This is a genomic window from Limimaricola hongkongensis DSM 17492, from assembly GCF_000600975.2.
GTDB lineage: Bacteria > Pseudomonadota > Alphaproteobacteria > Rhodobacterales > Rhodobacteraceae > Limimaricola > Limimaricola hongkongensis.
This window is the reverse complement of record NZ_KK088653.1, coordinates 37,727-57,500: the sequence shown is the minus strand read 5'-3', so window position 1 is coordinate 57,500 and position 19,774 is coordinate 37,727. Positions and strand designations below refer to the sequence as shown.

The 19,774-nt window shown below is 68.0% G+C and carries 14 protein-coding genes (1 of these 14 only partly in view); 11 read left to right on the top strand and 3 right to left on the bottom strand.

Annotated elements, in window-relative coordinates:
- The 8 genes from rarD to LOKHON_RS10740 all read left to right on the top strand — a co-directional run.
- A protein-coding gene (rarD, locus tag LOKHON_RS10775; RefSeq protein ID WP_017929946.1) for an EamA family transporter RarD crosses the window boundary here: on the top strand, nt 1–734 show its 3' portion. 163 nt of this gene lie to the left of the window's left edge; 734 of the gene's 897 nt are visible here — the last part of the coding sequence; its start codon lies beyond the left edge, outside the window; it ends in the stop codon at nt 732–734.
- A 714-nt stretch (nt 735–1,448) separates the two neighbouring features.
- Complete coding sequence (locus LOKHON_RS10770; RefSeq protein WP_017929945.1) at nt 1,449–2,513, top strand: replication initiator protein A; 1,065 nt, start codon at nt 1,449–1,451, stop codon at nt 2,511–2,513.
- 29 nt (nt 2,514–2,542) lie between these two features.
- On the top strand, nt 2,543–3,235 hold the full coding sequence (locus LOKHON_RS10765) for a hypothetical protein (protein ID WP_017929944.1): 693 nt from the start codon (nt 2,543–2,545) through the stop codon (nt 3,233–3,235).
- A 246-nt stretch (nt 3,236–3,481) separates the two neighbouring features.
- Nucleotides 3,482–5,302 (top strand): M10 family metallopeptidase, encoded by a 1,821-nt coding sequence (locus LOKHON_RS10760; RefSeq protein WP_017929943.1) that lies wholly within the window; start codon nt 3,482–3,484, stop codon nt 5,300–5,302.
- Between the two features lie 109 nt (nt 5,303–5,411).
- Nucleotides 5,412–6,425: a hypothetical protein gene (locus tag LOKHON_RS10755; RefSeq protein WP_017929942.1), complete on the top strand. Its 1,014-nt coding sequence runs from the start codon at nt 5,412–5,414 to the stop codon at nt 6,423–6,425.
- A 25-nt stretch (nt 6,426–6,450) separates the two neighbouring features.
- Nucleotides 6,451–7,242, top strand: coding sequence for an ABC transporter permease (locus LOKHON_RS10750; RefSeq protein ID WP_017929941.1), 792 nt, complete (start codon nt 6,451–6,453; stop codon nt 7,240–7,242).
- Between the two features lie 76 nt (nt 7,243–7,318).
- Nucleotides 7,319–9,172: a glycosyltransferase family protein gene (locus tag LOKHON_RS10745; protein ID WP_017929940.1), complete on the top strand. Its 1,854-nt coding sequence runs from the start codon at nt 7,319–7,321 to the stop codon at nt 9,170–9,172.
- An 81-nt stretch (nt 9,173–9,253) separates the two neighbouring features.
- Nucleotides 9,254–10,483: a hypothetical protein gene (locus LOKHON_RS10740; protein WP_017929939.1), complete on the top strand. Its 1,230-nt coding sequence runs from the start codon at nt 9,254–9,256 to the stop codon at nt 10,481–10,483.
- A 39-nt stretch (nt 10,484–10,522) separates the two neighbouring features.
- Here LOKHON_RS10740 and LOKHON_RS10735 read toward each other — a convergent pair whose 3' ends face one another.
- On the bottom strand, nt 10,523–11,689 hold the full coding sequence (locus tag LOKHON_RS10735; RefSeq protein ID WP_017929938.1) for a nucleotide sugar dehydrogenase: 1,167 nt from the start codon (nt 11,687–11,689) through the stop codon (nt 10,523–10,525).
- Nucleotides 11,690–11,952: 263 nt separating this feature from the next.
- On the opposite strand from LOKHON_RS10735, the gene LOKHON_RS10730 reads away from it, so the two are divergent.
- Nucleotides 11,953–14,043, top strand: a complete 2,091-nt coding sequence (locus LOKHON_RS10730; protein WP_017929937.1) for a calcium-binding protein — start codon at nt 11,953–11,955, stop codon at nt 14,041–14,043.
- Nucleotides 14,044–14,049: 6 nt separating this feature from the next.
- Here LOKHON_RS10730 and LOKHON_RS10725 read toward each other — a convergent pair whose 3' ends face one another.
- On the bottom strand, nt 14,050–15,147 hold the full coding sequence (locus tag LOKHON_RS10725; protein WP_017929936.1) for a calcium-binding protein: 1,098 nt from the start codon (nt 15,145–15,147) through the stop codon (nt 14,050–14,052).
- Nucleotides 15,148–15,305: 158 nt separating this feature from the next.
- Nucleotides 15,306–17,444 carry an ELWxxDGT repeat protein gene (locus tag LOKHON_RS10720; protein ID WP_162561794.1) on the bottom strand — a complete coding sequence of 713 codons (2,139 nt, stop codon included), beginning with the start codon at nt 17,442–17,444 and terminating at the stop codon, nt 15,306–15,308.
- A 193-nt stretch (nt 17,445–17,637) separates the two neighbouring features.
- On the opposite strand from LOKHON_RS10720, the gene LOKHON_RS10715 reads away from it, so the two are divergent.
- Nucleotides 17,638–18,789 (top strand): UDP-galactopyranose/dTDP-fucopyranose mutase family protein, encoded by a 1,152-nt coding sequence (locus LOKHON_RS10715; RefSeq protein WP_017929934.1) that lies wholly within the window; start codon nt 17,638–17,640, stop codon nt 18,787–18,789.
- Nucleotides 18,790–18,792: 3 nt separating this feature from the next.
- On the top strand, nt 18,793–19,767 hold the full coding sequence (locus tag LOKHON_RS10710) for a glycosyltransferase (protein WP_017929933.1): 975 nt from the start codon (nt 18,793–18,795) through the stop codon (nt 19,765–19,767).
- Nucleotides 19,768–19,774: the final 7 nt, after the last annotated feature.

The window sequence follows — 19,774 nt, the reverse complement described above, 5'->3', positions numbered from 1 at the left end:
TGCTGTGGACGCGGCGGCTGGCGGATCTGCGCCACGCGCTGCGCACGCCGCGCATGCTCGGCATGGCGGTGATCACCGCGGCGCTGATCTCGGTGAACTGGGGCATCTATGTCTGGGCGATCGCCGCGGGACAGGCGCTCGACGCCGCACTCGGGTATTACATCAACCCGCTCTTCTCGATCTTTCTCGGCGCGGTGCTCCTGGGCGAACGGCTCAGCCGGTTGCAGCTGCTGGCGGTCGCGCTCGCCGGCGCGGCGGTGCTGATCCTGACGCTGGCCTCGGGGCGCATCCCGGTGGTGGCGCTGGGGCTGACCTTCAGCTGGGGCGCCTATGCGTTCTGCAAGAAATCGCTGCCGATCGGTCCCAACCAGGGCTTCCTGCTGGAAGTGCTGATCCTGACGCCACCGGCGATCGCCTATCTGGGCTGGACGGTGCTGAGCGGCGACGCGCTGTTCGGGGACGGGGCGGCGGGCGATGTCGGGCTGCTCCTGGGCTGCGGCGCGGTGACGGCGGTGCCGCTGATGATCTACGCCAACGGCGCCAAGCTGCTGCGGCTCTCGACCATCGGCATCCTGCAATACATCGCGCCGACCATGATCTTTCTCACCGCCGTGCTGGTCTTTGGCGAAGCGTTCGATCCGGCACGGCGCGTCGCCTTCCCGATGATCTGGCTGGCGCTGGTGATCTATACCGGGTCGATGCTGCGGCGCCCCAAGCGCCCGGCCACCGGCTGAAGCGGCGTTCGCGGACATCGGGAACCGGACCTTTGCGGACATCGGGAACCGCGTTCGCGGACATTAGGAACCGGGGTTTGCGGACATCAGGAACCGAATTTCGCGGACATCGGGAACCGGGCCGGTTTCGCGGACATCGGGAACCGCTCCGAAACCCTGTGGATAACTATGTGGATAAGCCGTGGATAACCCGCCCTTCGTTTGCGGACATTAGGAACCATTTCGCGGACATTAGGAACCATTTCGCGGACATTAGGAACCGGGCGTTCGAAATTCACTATTTAAAACATAGGCTTACAGGCCATTTTCGGACCCGTAACACTATATAACACTATATAACACTATAGATGGGCCTCCCGGCGCCGACCGGACATCGCCCGCTGGCGGCCCTCTCGCGCCGGGCCAAGAGAACCGCATGGCGGAAATTCGTTCGCGATACCCCGAACTGTTTGACTTGTCCCGACATCTGTGAGCCGACGTTCCGGATACCCCGAATCGAATCGACGCCCCCAGCGGAGCCGCCTTTTTCCAAAGATCGACTGTTCCCGTTTCCCCGAAGACAACGCGCAAATTCCGGGTTGAAATCCCCCGACGTCCCCGATACCCCGAAGATTACGGGGCTGTTTCCCGTCGAAGTTCCTGATTCCACGAATCATGGGCCGTCGAACCAGATGTCTCGGCCCGGCCGAAGCCGTCTTGCCCAAGGAGACCGGGATGCCAGAGCACGCGCAGGATTTCGGGTCCGCCATCGACCATCTGCTGCCCGAGCGCCATCCGCAGATCGACTACAGCATCTGCGACGTAGCGGAAGCCGTGCTCAAGGATCTCGTGCCGTCGATGGAGCATCCGTTCTACGCGCTGTCGAAAAAGCCCGACATGTCGATCCGCCGCTACGAGCACGGGCCGAACTGGGTCGAGATCATCCCCTCGGCCAAGGGGCAGGCGACGATCTACGACAAGGACATCCTGATCTACGCCGTCAGCCAGATCATGAACAAGCTCAACCGCGGCGACCGGGTCGACCGGGTGCTGCGCTTCAACCCGCGCGACCTGCTGATCTTCGTCAACCGCGGCACCGGCGGCAAGGATTACGACGCCTTCTGCGAGGCGCTCGACCGGCTGATGGGCACCGTCATCAAGACCAACATCACCACCCGCGCCAATGGCGGCGACATGCCGTTGAGCGAGGAAGAGGCGCGCGGCTGGTTCCACCTCGTCGAACGCGCCACCGTGGTGCGCAAGGGCGACGAGGAAACCGGCCGGATCATGCATGCCGAGATCCAGCTCTCCGAATGGGTCTTCAACTCGATCCGCCGCAAATCCGTGCTGACGCTGCACCGCGATTATTTCCGCCTGCGCAAGCCGATCGAACGCCGCGTCTACGAGATCGCGCGCAAGCTGTGCGGCGCGCAGCCGCGCTGGCAGATCGGGCTGGAGAAGCTGTTGATGCGCACCGGCGCGCGCTCCGAGCTCAAGCGCTTCCGCCACACGATGAAGGAAATGGCGCAGAGCGATCATTTGCCCGATTACCACGTCGCCTATGACGACGAGAGCGACATGGTGGTGTTTCGCAACCGCGGCACGGTGACGCCCGAAATGGAAAGCCCGGCCCTGCCGCCGCTGTCGGAGGCGGTGCGCGACGAAGCGCGCGGCATCCTGCCCGGCGCCGACATCGCGGTGGTCGAACGCGAATGGCGCGACTGGATCACCGAGGCGCCGCGCGACAGCGCCGCCGCCTTTCTCGGCTTCTGCCGCAACCGCCAGGACCGGCTGATCTGACCGGCCGCCTGCCTCGCGAAAGCCCCCCGATGCCGTTCTGCCTGCCGCGCCTGTTTTCGTGCCTGGGCCTTGGCCTGTGCCTGTCCCAGGCCGCGCTCGCCGCGCAGGCCGACACCCGGTTCGAGATCGCGCTCGGCGGCGACCGGCTGGGGCGGATCACCCACGCGGCACAGGGCAGCACGCGCGACCTGACGCTGCTGCTCGACAGCACGCCGTTCGGGGTGTTCGACGGCAGCTATGCGGGCCGCACCGTGACCACGGGCCCGGTGGCGCGCCATTCGGGCCGCACCCGCTCCACCCGCAAATCGCGCGACGTCTCGATGCGGACCGAGCGCGGAGAGCTGCGCGCGGTGACGCTGTCGCCCGAGGCCGAGCGCACCGCGCTCACCGACGCCGACGCCGTCAGCGGCCCCGTGCTCGACCCGGTGGACGCCTTCGGGCGGCTGCTGGAAACCGGCGCCTGCCCCGACGGGCTGCGGATCTATGACGGGCGGCGGGTCGGGCTTCTGACGCTCGAACAGGCCCGGCGCGAGGGCACGCGGATCACCTGCCGCGCCGGCTACCGCGTCACCGCCGGGCCGGGATATCTCGAACCGCTGGGCGTGTCGCGGCTGTCGGTGGAGCTGACCTACGACACCGGCTCGGGCGACTGGCGGCTGCTGCGGATCGCCGCCAGAAGCGGGCCCTTCGGGCTGGTGCTCGACCGCGCGGCGGAGGGCTGAGACCCCGGCCGGTCCATCGCCGCCCTCCGGCCCGGGCGCTTCTGGCCGGAGCGCCGGTCATATCCACGCCATCTTCGCGCCATGCCTGCGCCGTGCGACCTGCGTATGTCGCGCCACAGGGCGGAGCGGAAACGCCCCTTCCCTCATGAAAGATTAGCCTGTTCGCCTCGGGATTGTAGGACAAGGGCTATGGGTGCCGCGGCCGAATGACCGGCGTGGCCGATCGATCCGCCGTCAGCCGCCGCCATGGAGAACGCCTTGCCCCGTCACGCGACCCCCCACGAGATCGCCGATTACCTGACCGGCGGCTACAACGAGAGCACCAGGATCCCCTACACCTTCTTCGATCCCAAGGCGGCGGGCCCGATCACCGTCGATCTCGGCGGTCTCGACGCCGAGGGGCGGCAGCTTGCCCGCTGGGCGATGGATGCGTGGGAATGCGTGGCGGATGTCCATTTCGCGGAAGTCTCCGGCGGCGCGGCGCTGAGCTTTCAGGACAATGGCAGCGGCGCCTATGCCAAGACCTACGCCAATGCCGACGGCACCATCACCAAGGCCACGATCAACGTCGATGACGGCTGGATCGCCAAGCACGGCGCCGGCGTCGACAGCTATACCTTCCGCACCTACATGCACGAGATCGGCCACGTGCTCGGGCTCGGCCATGCCGGCCCCTATAACGGCCACGCCGATTACGGCGACGCGATCTTCAAGAACGACAGCTGGCAGCTGTCGGTGATGTCCTATCTGGGGCAGGACGAGAATCCCAACATCGACGCCAGCCGCGGCGGCAACGTGACGCCGATGCAGGCCGACCTGATCGCGATCCGCGACATCTGGGGCGCGCCCGAGACGCATTTCGCCGATGGCGACACCGTCTGGGGCATCGGCTCCAAGCTCGAGATCTATCTCGGCGACATGTTCCGCGGCATGGCCGATCACACCACGTCCGACGCCTATGACCTGCAACCCATCACCCTCTACATCGAGGATCATGGCGGCCGCGACCGGATCAATTTCAGCCATGCCGGGATGGACCAGATCGTCGACCTGGCCCCCGGCGCCGTCTCCAGCGTGCTGGGCGACCAGCGCAACAACATGCTGCTCTCCGAGGACACGCTGATCGAGGAATTCGTCTCCGGCGACGGCAATGACAGGATCACCGGCAACGGCGCCGCCAACAGCCTGTGGGGCGGCGGCCGCGACGACCTGCTCAAGGGGCTGGGCGGCAACGACAGGCTGTGGGGCGATGCGGGCCAGGACCGGATCATCGGCGGCGGCGGCCGCGACCAGCTGCGCGGCGGCGACCATGACGACCTGCTTCGGGGCCAGGGCGGCAACGACCGGCTCTGGGGCGATGCGGGCCGCGACCGGGTCATGGGCGGCGCCGGGCGCGACCAGCTGCATGGCGGCGATCACGACGACCTGCTTCGGGGCCAGGGCGGCCATGACCGGCTGTGGGGCGATGCGGGCCAGGACCGGATCATGGGCGGCGCCGGGCGCGACAAGCTGCGCGGCGGCGATCATGTCGATCTGCTCGACGGCCAGGGCGGCAACGACCGGATCTGGGGCGATGCGGGCGGCGACACGCTGGTCGGCGGCGGCGGGCGCGACAGCCTGTGGGGCGGCGACAACCAGGACACGCTCAGGGGCGATGGCGGTCATGATCATCTCGATGGCGGCGAGGCCGGCGACCTGCTGATCGGCGGCGCCGGCAACGACACGCTGATCGGCGGCCACGGTCTCGACACGCTGTATGGCGGCGCCGGCAACGACCGGCTCGATGGCGGGGACGCCCCCGATGCGCTGTTCGGCGGCGCGGGCGCGGACAGCTTCGTGCTGCGGCGGGGCTACGGCACCGAGACGATCGGCGATTTCGTCATCGGCGAGGACCTGATCGAGCTTCAGGCCGGTCTCATGCCGGGCCTGACCGCCGAAAGCGCCGCGGCGCGGGGCCGCGACACCGACGAGGGCGACCTGATGTTCAACTTCGACGACGGCAACCGGCTGCGGCTCACCGGTCTCGCGGGGAACGAGCTTTCGGCCGACAGCTTCGTCATCGTCTGATCCCGTGCCCCGGCTTCCGCCTGAAAGGACGCCGGGGCGCCCGTCCGCTGGACCCCGCGGCCCCGTCATGCAAGGAGGGTTCAAAGGCTTTCAGCGGCAGTCGGCATCCATGAGAACACTCTACATCCATATCGGGGCCCATCGCACGGCGACGACCTCGGTCCAGAAATTCCTGCAGGCGAACTTCGTCAACCTGCAACGCCTGGGCTATTTCCATCCCTTCAACGCCGGCCGCCACGTCGCGCTGATGAACCGGATCTTCTCGGGCGAGGCGCAGGTCGCCGACGTCGCCGCCGACATCACCGCGCGGGCCGACGGCAAGGCGCATGATCTGCATTCGGTGATCCTCAGCGACGAGGACATCTGCATGCGCCCCGACCTGTCGGTGCTGGCGCAGTTTCGCGCGCATTTCGACGTGAAGATCGTCTTCGCGCTGCGCCGCCAGGATCTCTGGCTCGAAAGCTGGTACCTGCAGAACGTCAAATGGCAGTGGAACCCGAGCCTCGCGCATCTGACCTTCGCCGAGTTCCTCGAGCGGCGCGAAGACTTCGCCTGGATCCATTACGACGCCTATCTGCGCCATGTCGAAGAGCTGTTCGGCCGCGACAACGTGCTGGTCTACGCCTTCGACAAGGCGCAGATGCCCGACGGCCCGGTCGCGGCCTTCTGCGACAGGATCGGCCTGACCGCGCGCGACACGCTGGCGCCCGCGCCGCACACCAACACCTCGATGTCGCCCGCGATGTCGGAATTCATGCGGGTGCTGCCGCTTGACGAGGTGCCGCCCGTGCAGCGCAAGTTCTTCGAGCGCGCCTGCGCCCAGGTCGACGAAACCCGCACCCAGAAGCATGGCCGCCAGAGCAACCTGCTGATGGATGCCGACACGCGCGCGCGCGTGCTCGACCTCTACGCCGCCGGCAACGCCGCGGTGGCCGCGCGCCATTTCGGCCGCGAGACGCTGTTTCTCGACCCGCTTCCGGCGCGTGATGCGCCGCTGGCGGAAATGCGCCTGCCCGCCGAGGGCTACGCGGTGATGCAGGACTACGTCGCCGATTTCGTGCGCGCCATGGCGCTGGTGCGGGCCGAGGAAGCAGCGGCGGCGGCGGCGGCCGAACGGAAATAGGCCGACGCTCCTCAGGAGACCGCAAATGAGCACGCTTCCCCGGTTCGAGCCGCCGCGCTTCCAGGCGCTCCGCGCCATCCTCGCGCTGGTCCTGCGCGAGATGGGCACCACCTATGGCCGCTCGCCGGGCGGCTATGTCTGGGCGATCCTGCAGCCGATCGGGGTGCTGGCGATCATGTCGCTCGCCTTCTCGGCGGTGCTGCGATCGCCCTCGCTCGGCACCAGCTTCATCCTGTTCTACGCCACCGGCTACCTGCCGTTCAGCGGCTATGGCGAGATCCAGGGCAAGGTCTCGAATGCGCTGCGCTTTTCCAAGGCGCTTCTGGCCTATCCGCGCGTGACCTGGATCGACACGATCCTCGCGCGGCTGATCCTCGCGGTGCTGACCAAGGTGACGGTGGGCTGCATCGTCTTTGCCGGGATTCTCGCGCTGGTCGACACCCGCGCCTCTCTCGATATCGGCCCGATCCTCAACGCCGTCGCGCTCAGCGCCTGCATCGGTCTGGGCGTCGGCATGATGAACTGCCTGCTCAACGGGCTGGTCCCGATCTGGAGCAACATCTGGGGCATCCTCACCGCGCCGCTGTTCCTCGCCTCGGGCGTCATCTTTCTTTACGAAGACATGCCGCAATTCGCGCAGGACATTCTCTGGTGGAACCCGATCCTGCACGCCGTCGGCGTGATGCGGCGCGGTTTCTACCCGACCTACGAGGCCTCCTATGTCTCGCTCACCTATGGCTACGGGCTCGGCGCCACGCTGATCCTGCTCGCTCTCGTCTTGCTGCGCCGCCACCACAAGCGGGTGCTGGAGAACTGAGCCCGCTTGCGCCACGGGCCGCCGCTCCGCATACACGACCGCAACGTCTCCTTCGTCACGACAGCCGGATCCCAGAATGCCCTCTTTCGCCGATCAGCCCCGCCCGGCCGATATCCTGCTGCAGACCCTGACCCTGCCGGATCCGGCGATCTGCGGCGAAAGCGACATCTACCTGCACCGCGACAGCGGCGTGGCGCTCGATCTCGACGCCGGGGCGCTGCATTTCCTCGAAGGCGGCACCGCCTGGTTCGACGGCTACATGACGCTGTTCAATCTCGGGGTCTGGACCCGCGCCTGCCATCTGGGCGGCCTGGCGCTGCGGCTTGTCGGCGAAGGCCGGGTGGCGCTGCAGGTCACGCGTGAACGCCAAATCGGCGATATCGAGATCCTGGTCGAACGGCTGGTGACGCTCGATCCGGATGGTGGCCGGATCGACCTGACGCAGCCCTTGGGCGGCACGCCAGAGCACGGGCTGCCCGAGATGGACGGTCTGTTGAAGCTGCGGCTGGTGGCGCAGGAAAACGCGGTGCTGACCGGCGGCGCCTATGTCGCCACCGACACGGCGCCCGCGCGCGACGTCTCGCTCGGCGTCGCCATCACCACCTTCCGGCGCGAGGCCGAGGTCGCGGCCACCGCCGCGCGCATGGCCGCCTTTCTCGACCGCGCGGGCGATGATTTGGGCGCGCGGGTGCAGCTGCACGTGATCGACAATGGCGGCACGGCGGTGATCCCCGATCATCCGCGCGTCACCCGGATCGAGAACCCCAACCTGGGCGGTGCGGGCGGTTTTGCCCGCGGCCTGGCGCTGGCGCAGGATGGCGGCTTTTCGCACTGCCTGTTCATGGATGACGACGCCTCGTTCCAGATGGAGAACCTGACCCGGACCATCGCCTTCTTGCGGCTCGCCCGGTCCGACCGCGCCGCCGTGTCCGGCGCCATGGTGTCCGAGGCCTGCAAGTGGCGGATGTGGGAAAACGGTTCGGTCTTCCACCAGGTCTGCCGCCCGCAATTCGTCGGCACCGACCTGCGCCACCCCCATGCCGTGGCCGAGATGGAGCTCGCAGCCGCCCGGCCCAAGCCGAAGGGTTTCTATGCCGGCTGGTGGTTCTTCGCCTTTCCGGTGGCCGAAACACGGGCCTTCCCGTTTCCCTTCTTCGTGCGCGGCGACGACATCTCGTTTTCGCTCGCGCATGAATTCGACACCGTGACGCTGAGCGGCGTGGTGTCGTTCCAGGAGGATTTCTCGGCCAAGGAAAGCCCGCTCACGCTCTATCTCGACCTGCGCAACCACCTGCACCAGCATCTCGTGCATCCCGGTCTCGAGATCGGCGCCATGGGCACGATCAAGGTGGCGATGCGCTTCATCCTGCGCTCGGTCGTGCGCATGCATTACGACAGCGCCGAGGCGCAGCTCGAGGCCTGGGAGGACGTGATGCGCGGCCCCGGCTTCTTTGCCGAGAACGCCGACATGTCGGTGCGCCGCCCGCAGATCTCGGCGCTGGCGCGCGACGAGGCCTGGCGCGAGATGGCGCCCCTGGGTCCGGGCGCGCCGGCCCGCCCCGGCCGGATCAGGACGCAGCTGATGAAGTTCACCCTGAACGGCCACCTGCTCCCCTTCTTCTCCCGGCTGGGCGGTGAAACCGCGGTCCCGGCGCGCGAGCGCGGGCTGATCTGGCCGGTCTGGGGCCGGCGCGCGGCGCGGTTCTACGACGGCACCGGGCGGCGCGGCTACGAGGTGCGCCACGACAAGGCGCGTTTCGCGCGGATCATGCGGCGCGCGCTGGGGCTGGCGCATCGCTGGCGGCGCGCCTATCCGGCGCTGCGCGACGCCCATCGCGCGGGCTATGCCGAGATGGCGTCCCGCCCGTTCTGGGAGGCGCGTTTCACGCCCGCCCGACCCCCGGCCGAGGCCACCCGGGCCGCCGAGTGATCCGGCCCGCCCGGATCCGACTTTCCCAAAATCGGGCGACCGCGTAAGAAGGTCGCCAGGCGACAACCGAGGCAGGACCACATGGTAGGCGAGATCGTATTTCATCTGGGCGACAGCAAGACCGGCTCCACCTCTATCCAGCAGACCCTGGTGGCGCAGGCCTGGACCGGGGCCTCGAAGACCTTGTTGTACAATGCGCGTGTTAACCACATCCCGTTGGCGCATACGATTAATCGCCCCAAGGACAAGCCATTTGCCAAGAAGCGCTGGACCGCGCTGAGATCCGATCTCGAACGTTCGGATGCCGATATTGCGGTGGTCTCGGCTGAAGGTTTTGAGTTTAGCGACCCTGATGAATTCGCCGAGATGGTGCGCCAGTATCTGGGCGAATGGCAGGGCCGGATCCGCTTCATTACCTATCTGCGTCCCCATGCCGAGAGAGTCGTCTCGACCTATGCTGAGCGATCCAAGCAGGGCTTGTTTCTAGGCCGGCTTGAGGAAATGCACGAACGTCTGCTTGATTCTGGACTGTTGATGTACGCGCCGCGTATCGCCCGTTGGAAGGCGCAATGGGGTGATGCCTACACGGTGCGACCGATGATCCGCTCCGAATTGCGCGGCGGCGACGTGGTCGAGGATTTCCTCAATTTCGTGTTTCATGGCGATCCGGTGAAGCCTCAGGCGGTCGCCGGTGCAAATGAAAGCCTGACAGCTGCCGATCTCGCGGCGTTGCGCGCTATTCATGCGACTTTTCCGAAACAGGCGCGAATGCGCGATGCCCAGAAAACTCTGGGCTGGAACCTCGCCCAGCTGATTTCGGCTCTGCCGCGGCCCAAGAATACTGAAAAACCTCAGCTGCATCGCAGTCTTGCGGAGACTTTGGTCAAGGCATACCGCGATGACGCTGCCGAGGTGGACCGGCTTTATTTCGAGGGTTCGCCCTTGTCCAAATCGCTTGAAGCCGCTCCCGGAAAGGCGCGCGAAACTGTCCAGCCAATCGATGCTGCGAGCTATTTTGGGCCAGACGCCCTGCGCCTGATCGAAGGGCTGGGACAGCTCTTGGTGAGAATGATTGCGGCCGCGCCCGACACGATGTCGACGGCGATGCGTCCGAAGCAGTTGCGTGCCAAGAACTGGGACCCAGATGGCAAGCGCAAGGCAAAGGGCGCGGTCGCAAAAAAGAAATCGGGCAAGCGCAAAGCTGGAGAGGTCACGCAAACCCCAAGCACCGGCGTCGTCGCCCAGGTGGCCCGTCGTCTGCCCAAGGGTCTGCGCCGCAAGCTGTCGCCGCTGCGGCGCCACCTGTCGTGAAGATCACGCGCCCCGGCAGGGCGCGTGACGGCCCGCCCCTCAATCGTTCCCGAACAGGTCGCGCGTGAAGATCTTCTCGGCCACGTCGTCGAGCTCCGGCGCGCGGCGGTTGGCGAGGATCAGGTCGCAGTCGCGCTTGAACGCGGCAAGGTCGCGCTCCACCGGTGAATTGAAGAAGCTCTCGGCGGCCAGCTCGGGCTCGTAGAGCGTCACCGGGATGCCCTTGGCCTTGATCCGCTTCATGATCCCCTGGATCGAGCTGTCGCGGAAATTGTCCGATCCGGTCTTCATCACCAGCCGGTAGACGCCGACCCGGCGCGGCGCGCGCGCGATGATCCGGTCGGCGAGGAAATCCTTGCGGGTGGCGTTGGCGTCGACGATGGCGCGGATCAGGTTCTGCGGCACCTCGCTGTAATTGGCGAGCAGCTGGCGCGTGTCCTTGGGCAGGCAGTAACCGCCATAGCCGAAGGAGGGGTTGTTGTAATGCGCGCCGATGCGCGGATCGAACCCCACGCCCTCGATGATCTGGCGGCTGTCCATGCCATGCCCCATCGCATAGCTGTCGAGCTCGTTGAAATAGGCCACCCGCATCGCGAGATAGGTGTTGGCAAAGAGCTTGATCGCCTCGGCCTCGTCCGGGTCGGTGAGCAGGACCGGCACGTCCCGGTCCAGCGCCGCGCCCGCCAGCAGCTCCGCGAAGGCCCGGCCCCGGTCCGAGCGTTCGCCGACCACGATGCGCGACGGGTGCAGGTTGTCGTAAAGCGCCTTTCCCTCGCGCAGGAACTCGGGCGAGAACAGGATCCGGTCGGTCGCGAAGCGCGCGCGCATCTGGGTCACGAAGCCCACCGGCACGGTCGATTTCACCACGATCACCGCATGCGCCGAGGCGGCCAGCACCTGCGCGATCACCGCCTCGACCGACGAGGTGTCGAAGGCGTTGGTGTCGGGGTCGTAATTGGTCGGGGTGGCGATGATGACCCAGTCGGCCCGCCGATAGGCCTCGGCGGCGTCTGTCGTGGCGCCGAGATCGAGATCGTCCTTTGCAAAGCAGCGCTCCAGCTCGGCATCCGCGATCGGCGCCTCGCGGGCGTTGACCATCCGCACGCGCCGGTCGGAGATATCGACCGCGACCACCGGGTGATGCCGCGCCAGCAGCGCCGCGTTCGACAGGCCGACATAGCCAAGCCCTGCAACTGCGATCTTCATGAAGACATCCTTTTCTCTGGCGACCTGCCGTGTCGATTTCGTCGAGGACGTGCTTGTGGTCTCGATTGGATCTGCTCTTCTCAGTTTTCGCCGCAGGAAGGAAGCGCCGAGCCGCAGGAAGGAAGCGCCGAGCCGCATGACCCGCGCCGGTTGCCGCGCATTCGTCCCTAAACCGGCACAAAGGTCGCCGCCTTGCCCCGCCGCTGCCCGCCCCGTGGCGCGGCGCCGCGTCACGGCTTGGTGTGGGATGCCGGGAGAGCGGGATGGCCGGGTTGGAGTTCAGGGCGCGCAGCCCCGGCGATGCGGCGATGCCGGGCATCACCGCGCTGGTCGCGCGGGCCGATGACGGGGCGCTCTATTCCATCACCCGAAGCGGCGGGCGGATCGAAGCCTGGGACACGCCCGCCAGCGGTCTCGCCCCCCGCCACGGGCGCGATCTCGACGGCGCGGCGCGGGCCGGGGCGACGCCGGATCTGGCGTTTCTCGATCTCGCCTCGGGTCCGGTGCTGCTGGCGACCGGCCTTGGCGCGCCAAGGCTGCACGCATTGCCGGGCAGCGGCACGATCGGCGCGGGCCGGGCGCTGCCGCTGCCCGGCTGGGGCGTCTCGGCCCCGGTCGATGTGGAAACGGTGACGCTGCCGGGCGGCGGGCAGGCGGTCTATGGCGGGCTGTCGGATCGTCCCGGCATCGCCCGGTTGCGGCTTTCGGAGGACGGCGCGGTCCTGTCGTCGGGCGTCACCCCGGACGGCCCCGCCACCCGGCTCGAAAGCGTGACCGCGCTCGCTTCGGCCGAGATCGGCGATCGCCGCTTTCTCTTTGCCGCGGGCGACGGGCCGGATCCTGCCGTCACCACGCTGTCGATCGCGCGGGATGGCGGTCTCTCGGCGCGCGGGGCGATCGGCCCTGACGCGGGGCTGTGGATCGCGGCCCCCACCGCGCTCGAGACCCTGACACTGGGCAACACGCCCCATCTCGTGCTCGGCGCGGCGGGCAGCGGCTCGCTCAGCGTGATGCAAATCGGCGCCGATGGCGGCCTGCGCGTCACCGACCACCTGATCGACGACCGCGACAGCCGCTTCGGCGGGATCACGGCCCTCGCCACGATCGGCCATCATGGCCGCGGCTTCGTGATCTCGGGCGGCGCCGATGACGGGGTCTCGGTGCATGAATTGCTGCCGGGCGGGCGGCTGGTGGCGCTGGCGCATCTGGCCGATGGCGTCGGTCTGGGGCTTGGCGACACCTCGGCGCTTGCGGTCCGGGGCGCGGGCGACGGGCTCGACATCTTCGTCGCCGCGGCCGGCGCGCCGGGGCTGACGCGGCTGCGGCTCGACCTGCGCGGCGGCGCTCTGCAGCTCGGCACCGGCGCGGACGACACCCTGTCGGGCGGCGCGGGCGACGACATCCTGCGCGACGGCGCGGGCCGCGACAGGCTCTCTGGCGGGGCGGGGGCCGATCTCTTCGTGCTCGACGCCGATGGCCGCCCCGACACGATCATCGATTTCGAACAGGGGCGGGACCGGCTCGATCTGTCGGCCTGGCCGATGCTGCGCGACGTCTCGCAGCTGGCGATGCGGGTCGAGGGGACGGCGCTGCGGCTCGAATACGGGGACGAAGTGCTGCTGCTGCACGGGGCGGCGGGCCGGGCGCCGGAGCCCGCGCGCCTGACCGCGCGCGATCTGATCGGCGGGACGCATCTGCCGCTGGTGGCGATCGCCGGCGAAAGCGGACCCGCCCCGGACACCCCCCTGGCGCCGCCGCGCCCGGTTACAGGGGGCGCCGGGGACGTCCCGCCCGTCCCGCCGCTGCGCGGGGGCGCGGGGCCCGACCGGCTGCGCGGCGGCGCCGGTGACGACAGGCTCCTCGGCAGGGGCGGCGACGACCGGCTTTGGGGGCGTGGCGGCGATGACGGGCTGCGGGGCGGCGCGGGGGCGGATCTGCTCTGGGGTCATGCCGGTCATGACCGGCTCTGGGGCGGGGCCGGGCCGGACGGGCTGCGCGGCGGCGGCGGCGCGGATCGGCTGATCGGCGGCGGCGGCCCCGATACGCTGCGCGGCGGCAAGGGCGCCGACACGCTGCGCGGCGGCAAGGGCAACGATCTCCTGTCGGGCGGCGGCGGTGCCGACCGCTTCGTGTTCGAGACCGGGCGCAACCGGATCACCGACCTGCAGCCGCGCGACCGGATCGCGCTCGATACGGCGCTGTGGCGCGGCGATCTGTCCCCGCGCGATGTCGTGGCGCGCTTCGCCACGACACGCGGCGAAGACACGCTGTTCGATTTCGGCGGTCACGACCGTCTCAGGATCGAGGATGTCGCGCGCCCCGCCACGCTGATCGACCAGATCGATCTGGTCTGACCGCCGTCAGGCGATGTCGATCGCCTCGATCAACGCCGCGCGGTCGGCCCGCCCGTCGATCCACACATCCTCGAGCAGCACCGAGCCCTTGCGCCCGAAATCGAGCAGCGTGCCCGCATCGGTGCTCTCGGCAAAGCGATCGACCACCGCCTCGGCGTCGCGGGTGCCGCGCCAGAGCCTGTCATCGAGCACGAGACGGTCCTCGGTCGTGTCGAAATCAGAGATCGTGTCGTCGCCATGCCGCTTGCCGAAGACGAAGGCGTCGGCCCCGCCATCGCCCGAAAGCAGATCGTCGCCGCGCCCGCCGACGAGCCGGTCATTCCCGGCGCCGCCGAACATCGTGTCGTCGCCGCCCTGCCCCAGCAGCCGGTCGCGCCCGAACCAGCCCGACAGCGCGTCATGCCCGTTGCCACCGAGCAGCTTGTCATGACCGGCCCCGGCCATCATCGTGTCGGCGCCGCCCTTGCCCTTGAGCAAATCGTTGCCCTGCGCGCCGACCAGCAGATCGTCGCTGCGCTTGCCCATGAGACGGTCGCCGCCGTCACCGCCCTGGCGCAAGAGGCCGGAGGTATCGTCGGCGAAAAGCAGGGCGGTGTCGAAGCTGCGCCCGGCCGCCATGGGCCCCTCGCTGATCTGGGCATCGGCTGTCATGTCGACGAGCACGCCCATCTCGTCGAGGGGGCCGAAGCCGCCCCTGGTCAGATCGGGCATGACGTCGCCCGAAATGGGTATCACCACCATCTGGAATTGCATGCCTTCGAAGTCGAAATCGAAGTCCTGATCGATGTCGTCGAACACGAAATCGGTCATCGTCAGGGACATCACCCGCGTTTCGCGCCCCGCACCCCAATGCAGGTCGCCCAGGGCGACATCGGTCACTCTCATGCCGTTTTCCATGATGGCACGCCCGTCGAAGGACATCGCATGCGGCGTGACGCTGCCGCCCACCTCGATCGCCGGTATGGATCCGCCCTGGTGCTGCAGCACGTCATAGGAAAAGCGGCTGTTGTCGAACCGGACCGCGAAGGTGCCGTTCGTGATATCGTAGGTGAAGGTGTCGGTGTTCAGCTCGAACAGCGTCGCGGAAGCCTTGTAAGTCGGCATCTGTTAAACCCTTGGATGACGTATTCCCGTATGGATCATCCCTGAGTAGCGATATTCGCGGCGATGTCATGGCAAATCATGGCCCTGCCCTGCTCTGCCTTGGCCTGCCCTGTCCTGCCCCGTGTCGCGGCCCCCGCCCGGGGGCGGAGGCCGCATCTTCAGAAGTCGAACATCTCCTCGATCACCCGCGCCGGGGCAAAGTCATCGAGAAAGAGCCGCCCGACCCCGTCGATCCGCAGCAGCGTGTCGTCGCCGCGGGCGAGCGCCGTGATGTCGTTGAAATCGACCCCCTCCGACGACAGGTCGATGGTGTCGCGGTTGCGCTGGAAATCGGTGATGTGATCGCCCTGCGCCCGGCCCTTGATCACGAAGCTGTCGCGCCCGGCATTGCCGGTCATCATGTCGCGCCCGAGCCCGCCATTGATCGTGTCGTTGCCGTCGCCGCCACGGATGGTGTCGCGCCCGCGCCCGCCACCGATATCGTCGGCCCCGCCGCCACCGAGCAGCGTGTCGTTGCCCTTGCCGCCGGACAGGTCGTCGGACCCGGCCTTGCCGAGCAGCCGATCGTTGCCCCTGCCGCCGATCAGGTCGTCATTGCCCTTGCGGCCATCGATCCGGTCATTGCCCGCCAGACCGTCGATCCGGTCGTTGCCCGGCCCGCCAAACAGCCGGTCCGGCCCCGCCGTGGCATCCGCGACGTCGAGCACCTCGATGGTGAAGCTCTCGGTCTGGGTGGCGCCGTCGGGATCGCTGACGACCACGGTGATGCCGAGTTCCTCGGTCGCTTCGAAGTCGATCGCGCCCGCCACCACGAGAGTGTTGCCCGAGATCGCGAAGCGCCCGCCCGCATTGTCGCTCAGCGCAAAACCGAGCGCGTCGCCGTCGGGATCGGTGGCCGACAGCGTGCCCACCACCGTGCCGGCGGCGGCGTTCTCGGTCACCTGCGCGGTCGACAGCCCGAGACCGGTCGGCGCGCCGTTGACGTCCATGACGCCGAGGATGTCGATGTTCGAGCTTGGCGCGCCGGGCCGGATATCCGCGACCAGCTCGGTGCCCGCCGCCGTGCCGTCGCTGACCCAGAGCTCCTGGCCATTGGTGCCGTCATTGGCGGTGAAATAGGCCCGCCCGCCCACCGCGGTCAGGTTGCCGATGCCCGAGCTGCTCGCACCGGGGTTGATGTCCTTGAGCAGCGCGGTGCCGACCGCGGTGCCGTCGGTGATCCACAGCTCTCTGCCAAGGCTGCCATTGTTGGCGGCAAAGACCGCCCGGCTGCCATCCCCGACCGGGATGAAGTTGGACGGGTTGCTCGACGATCCGCCGGGGTTGATGTCCACCACCATGGAGGTGCCCGCCCCGGTGCCGTTGGTGGCCCAGAGCTCGTCGCCATTGGTACCGTCCCTTGCGCTGAAGATCATCAGGTCGCCCAGCACGGTGAGATCGTCGGGGTCGCTGCTGCTGGCGCCGAAATTGATGTCCTTGAGGATCTGCGTGCCGCCGAAGCTGCCGTCGGAGGCCCAGAGCTCTTCGCCATTCGTGCCGTCATTGGCGTCGAAATAGATCCGCCCCTTGAACAGGGTCATGTTGTCGGGAAAGGAGTCGCTGCTGCCGGGAAAGATGTCGCGCACCAGCGTGGTGCCTGCCGTGGTGCCGTCGGTCTTCCACAGCTCCTCGCCCTCATCCGTGGTGGTGGCCGCGAAGAAGCTGAACCCCCCCAGGACGGCATCGGGATCGAGCTCGATTTCATTGGAGCTCAGGTTCGGCGCGAAATCCTGGACGATGGTGGTGCCCAGCTCGGTGCCATCCGAGCGGAACAGCTTGTAGCCGGTCACCCCGTCATTGGCGGTGAACAGAAGCGCGCCGTCGAAGACGATCGCCTCGTCGAGAAACGAGCCGGTGGCGCCGGGAAAGATGTCACGCACCTGCATCGTGCCGCCATTCGTGCCGTCGGTGACCCAGGGCTCGTTTCCGAAGGCCGCGGTGGTGGCGGTGAAGAAGACCTGGTTGTTCACCGCGTAGAAATCCTCCGGGGAGGAGGATCCGGGGCCGAACACGATGTCCTTGAGCCGCGTGGTGCCGTCGGTGGTGCCGTCGGTGATCCACAGCTCTTCGCCGGAGGTGCCGTCGCTGGCGCCGAACACGAACAGGCCGTTCAGTCTCGCGCCGGGCTCGGCAAAGCTGCCGCCGCCCGCCGGGTTGATATCGGCCAGCAGGCTGACGCCGCTGCCGTCGGAATTCACGAGATAGGGCTCTTGGCCCAGTGTGCCGTTATTGGCCGACAAAACGAGGACTTCAGTCATGGCCGGTCCCTCCTGAACATGCAAAACGCAAAACCGGGAAGGCCGCCCGTCTTCCCCGGCGGCAATCCTACCACAAGCCACGTGCAAACCGGCCATAAACCGCCCGGTGCCCGGCCCCGCGGCCATCTCCAAGCTAGTCGCGCGGCGCATTTCCCGTTAAAGCGCCGACGGACCGGGCAAGAGGACGAGACGCATGGGCGACAGGGTTTTGATGGTGGGCGCGGGGCTTTCGGGCGCCGTGATCGGGCGCAGGCTGGCCGAGGCCGGGCACGCGGTCACGGTGATGGATGCGCGGCCCCATGTCGCCGGCAACTGCCACACCGAGCGCGACGCCGAAACCGGGGTGATGATGCATGTCTACGGGCCGCACATCTTCCACACCGATGACGAGGGCGTCTGGGATTACGTCAACCGCTTCGCCAATTTCCTGCCCTACAAGAACCGGGTGAAATCGACCACGCAGGGGCAGGTGTTCTCGCTGCCGATCAACCTGCACACCATCAACCAGTTCTACGGGCGCACCATGCGCCCCGACGAGGCCCGCGATTTCATCGCCACGCAGGCCGACAAGAGCATCACCGATCCGCAGAGCTTCGAGGAGCAGGCGCTCGCCTTCGTCGGCCGCGATCTCTACGAGGCCTTCTTCAAGGGCTACACCGAAAAGCAGTGGGGCTGCTCGCCGACCGAGCTGCCCGCGAGCATCCTGAAACGGCTGCCGGTGCGGTTCAACTACGACGACAACTATTTCTTCCACCGCTTCCAGGGCATGCCCGAGCACGGCTACACCGCCATGGTCGAGCGCATTCTCGACCATCCGGGCATCACCGTGCATCTCGACACGCGGTTCGAACCCGCGCAGGCGGAAGAGTGGGACCACGTGTTCTGGTCCGGCCCGCTCGACGGTTTCTATGGCTTCGATCTGGGCCGTCTGGGCTACCGCACGCTCGATTTCGAGCGGTTCCGGGCCATGGGCGACTGGCAGGGCTGCGCGGTGATGAATTACGGCGACGCCGACGTGCCGCAGACCCGGATCACCGAGCACAAGCATTTCTCACCCTGGGAAGAGCACGAGGGCTCGGTGCTCTACCGCGAAACCTCGCGCGAATGCGGGCCGGACGACATCCCCTATTACCCGATCCGGCTGGTCGAGGAAAAAGCGCTGCTGAACGATTACGTGGCGCGCGCCCGCGCCGAGACGAAGGTGACCTTCGTGGGCCGTCTCGGGACCTATCGCTATCTCGACATGGACGTGACGATCCGCGAGGCGATGACCGCGGCCGAGACCTTTCTCGCGGCCCGCGCCGACGCCCGGCCCATGCCCGCCTTCACCGTCGATCCGGCCTGATCCATGACGCGCATCGCGGCGGTCGTCGTCACCTATAACCGCCTGCCGGCCCTGCAGGAGACCCTGAACCGGCTGCTGTCCGAGCCGCTCGACCACGTGATCGTGGTCGAGAACGGGTCGACCGACGGCACCGGCGACTGGCTGGCGACGCAGTCCGACCCGCGGCTCGTGGTGTTGCGCCCCGAGAGCAATCTCGGCGGCGCCGGCGGGTTCGAGATGGGCCTGCGCGACGCCGCCGCGCGGTTCGACCCGGACTGGACCGTGCTGATGGATGACGATGCGCGCCCCGCACCCGGCGCCATCGCGGCGTTTCGCGGCGAGACGCTGCCGACCCTGCCCGACGACACCGGCGCCGTGGCGGCGGCGGTGTTTCTGCCGGACGGCGCGGTCTGCGAGATGAACCGCCCGACCCGCAACCCGTTCTGGGACCGCAAGCTGTTCTGGGCGACGCTGCGCGGCGGCACCCATGCCTTTCACCTGACCGATGCCGAGCTGCGCGGCGCGGCGGCGCAGCCGGTCGACGTGGCGAGCTTCGTGGGGTTCTTCCTGTCGCGCGCCGCGCTGGAACGGGTCGGCCTGCCCGATGGCGGCATGTTCATCTATGGCGACGACGTGAGCTATTCGCTGCGGCTGCGCCGGGCCGGGATGGGGCTGCTTCTCGACCCCAGGCTGCGGTTCGAACATGCCTGCGGCAGCCTCGGCACCGACATGGCGCTGCGCCCGATCTGGAAGATCTATTATCTCGCGCGCAACAACATCGAGGTCTGCCGCCTGGCCACGGGGCCGGTGCTGTGGCCCTTCGCGGTCGGCTTCTACGCGCTGGCCTGGATGCGGCGGTCGCGCCGTTACCCGGCGGCGGAGCGCGGGCTGTACCGGCGGATGCTGCGCGCGGGGTTGCGCGACGGCCTGCGCGGGCGCTCGGGTCGCAACGACGCGATCCATGCCGCCTCACTGGAACAGGCGACGGCGAGCGGCTAGTCTGCGC

Excerpts from the sequence above, each read along its gene's own strand:
- LOKHON_RS10735 (WP_017929938.1), bottom strand. The coding sequence starts at position 11,689 with ATGAAGATCGCAGTTGCAGGGCTTGGCTATGTCGGCCTGTCGAACGCG.
- LOKHON_RS10745 (WP_017929940.1), top strand. The coding sequence starts at position 7,319 with ATGCCCTCTTTCGCCGATCAGCCCCGCCCGGCCGATATCCTGCTGCAG.
- LOKHON_RS10715 (WP_017929934.1), top strand. The coding sequence starts at position 17,638 with ATGGGCGACAGGGTTTTGATGGTGGGCGCGGGGCTTTCGGGCGCCGTG.
- LOKHON_RS10760 (WP_017929943.1), top strand. The coding sequence starts at position 3,482 with ATGGAGAACGCCTTGCCCCGTCACGCGACCCCCCACGAGATCGCCGAT.
- LOKHON_RS10750 (WP_017929941.1), top strand. The coding sequence starts at position 6,451 with ATGAGCACGCTTCCCCGGTTCGAGCCGCCGCGCTTCCAGGCGCTCCGC.
- LOKHON_RS10720 (WP_162561794.1), bottom strand. The coding sequence starts at position 17,444 with ATGACTGAAGTCCTCGTTTTGTCGGCCAATAACGGCACACTGGGCCAA.
- LOKHON_RS10765 (WP_017929944.1), top strand. The coding sequence starts at position 2,543 with ATGCCGTTCTGCCTGCCGCGCCTGTTTTCGTGCCTGGGCCTTGGCCTG.
- LOKHON_RS10730 (WP_017929937.1), top strand. The coding sequence starts at position 11,953 with ATGGCCGGGTTGGAGTTCAGGGCGCGCAGCCCCGGCGATGCGGCGATG.
- LOKHON_RS10725 (WP_017929936.1), bottom strand. The coding sequence starts at position 15,147 with ATGCCGACTTACAAGGCTTCCGCGACGCTGTTCGAGCTGAACACCGAC.
- LOKHON_RS10755 (WP_017929942.1), top strand. The coding sequence starts at position 5,412 with ATGAGAACACTCTACATCCATATCGGGGCCCATCGCACGGCGACGACC.
- LOKHON_RS10740 (WP_017929939.1), top strand. The coding sequence starts at position 9,254 with ATGGTAGGCGAGATCGTATTTCATCTGGGCGACAGCAAGACCGGCTCC.
- LOKHON_RS10710 (WP_017929933.1), top strand. The coding sequence starts at position 18,793 with ATGACGCGCATCGCGGCGGTCGTCGTCACCTATAACCGCCTGCCGGCC.
- LOKHON_RS10770 (WP_017929945.1), top strand. The coding sequence starts at position 1,449 with ATGCCAGAGCACGCGCAGGATTTCGGGTCCGCCATCGACCATCTGCTG.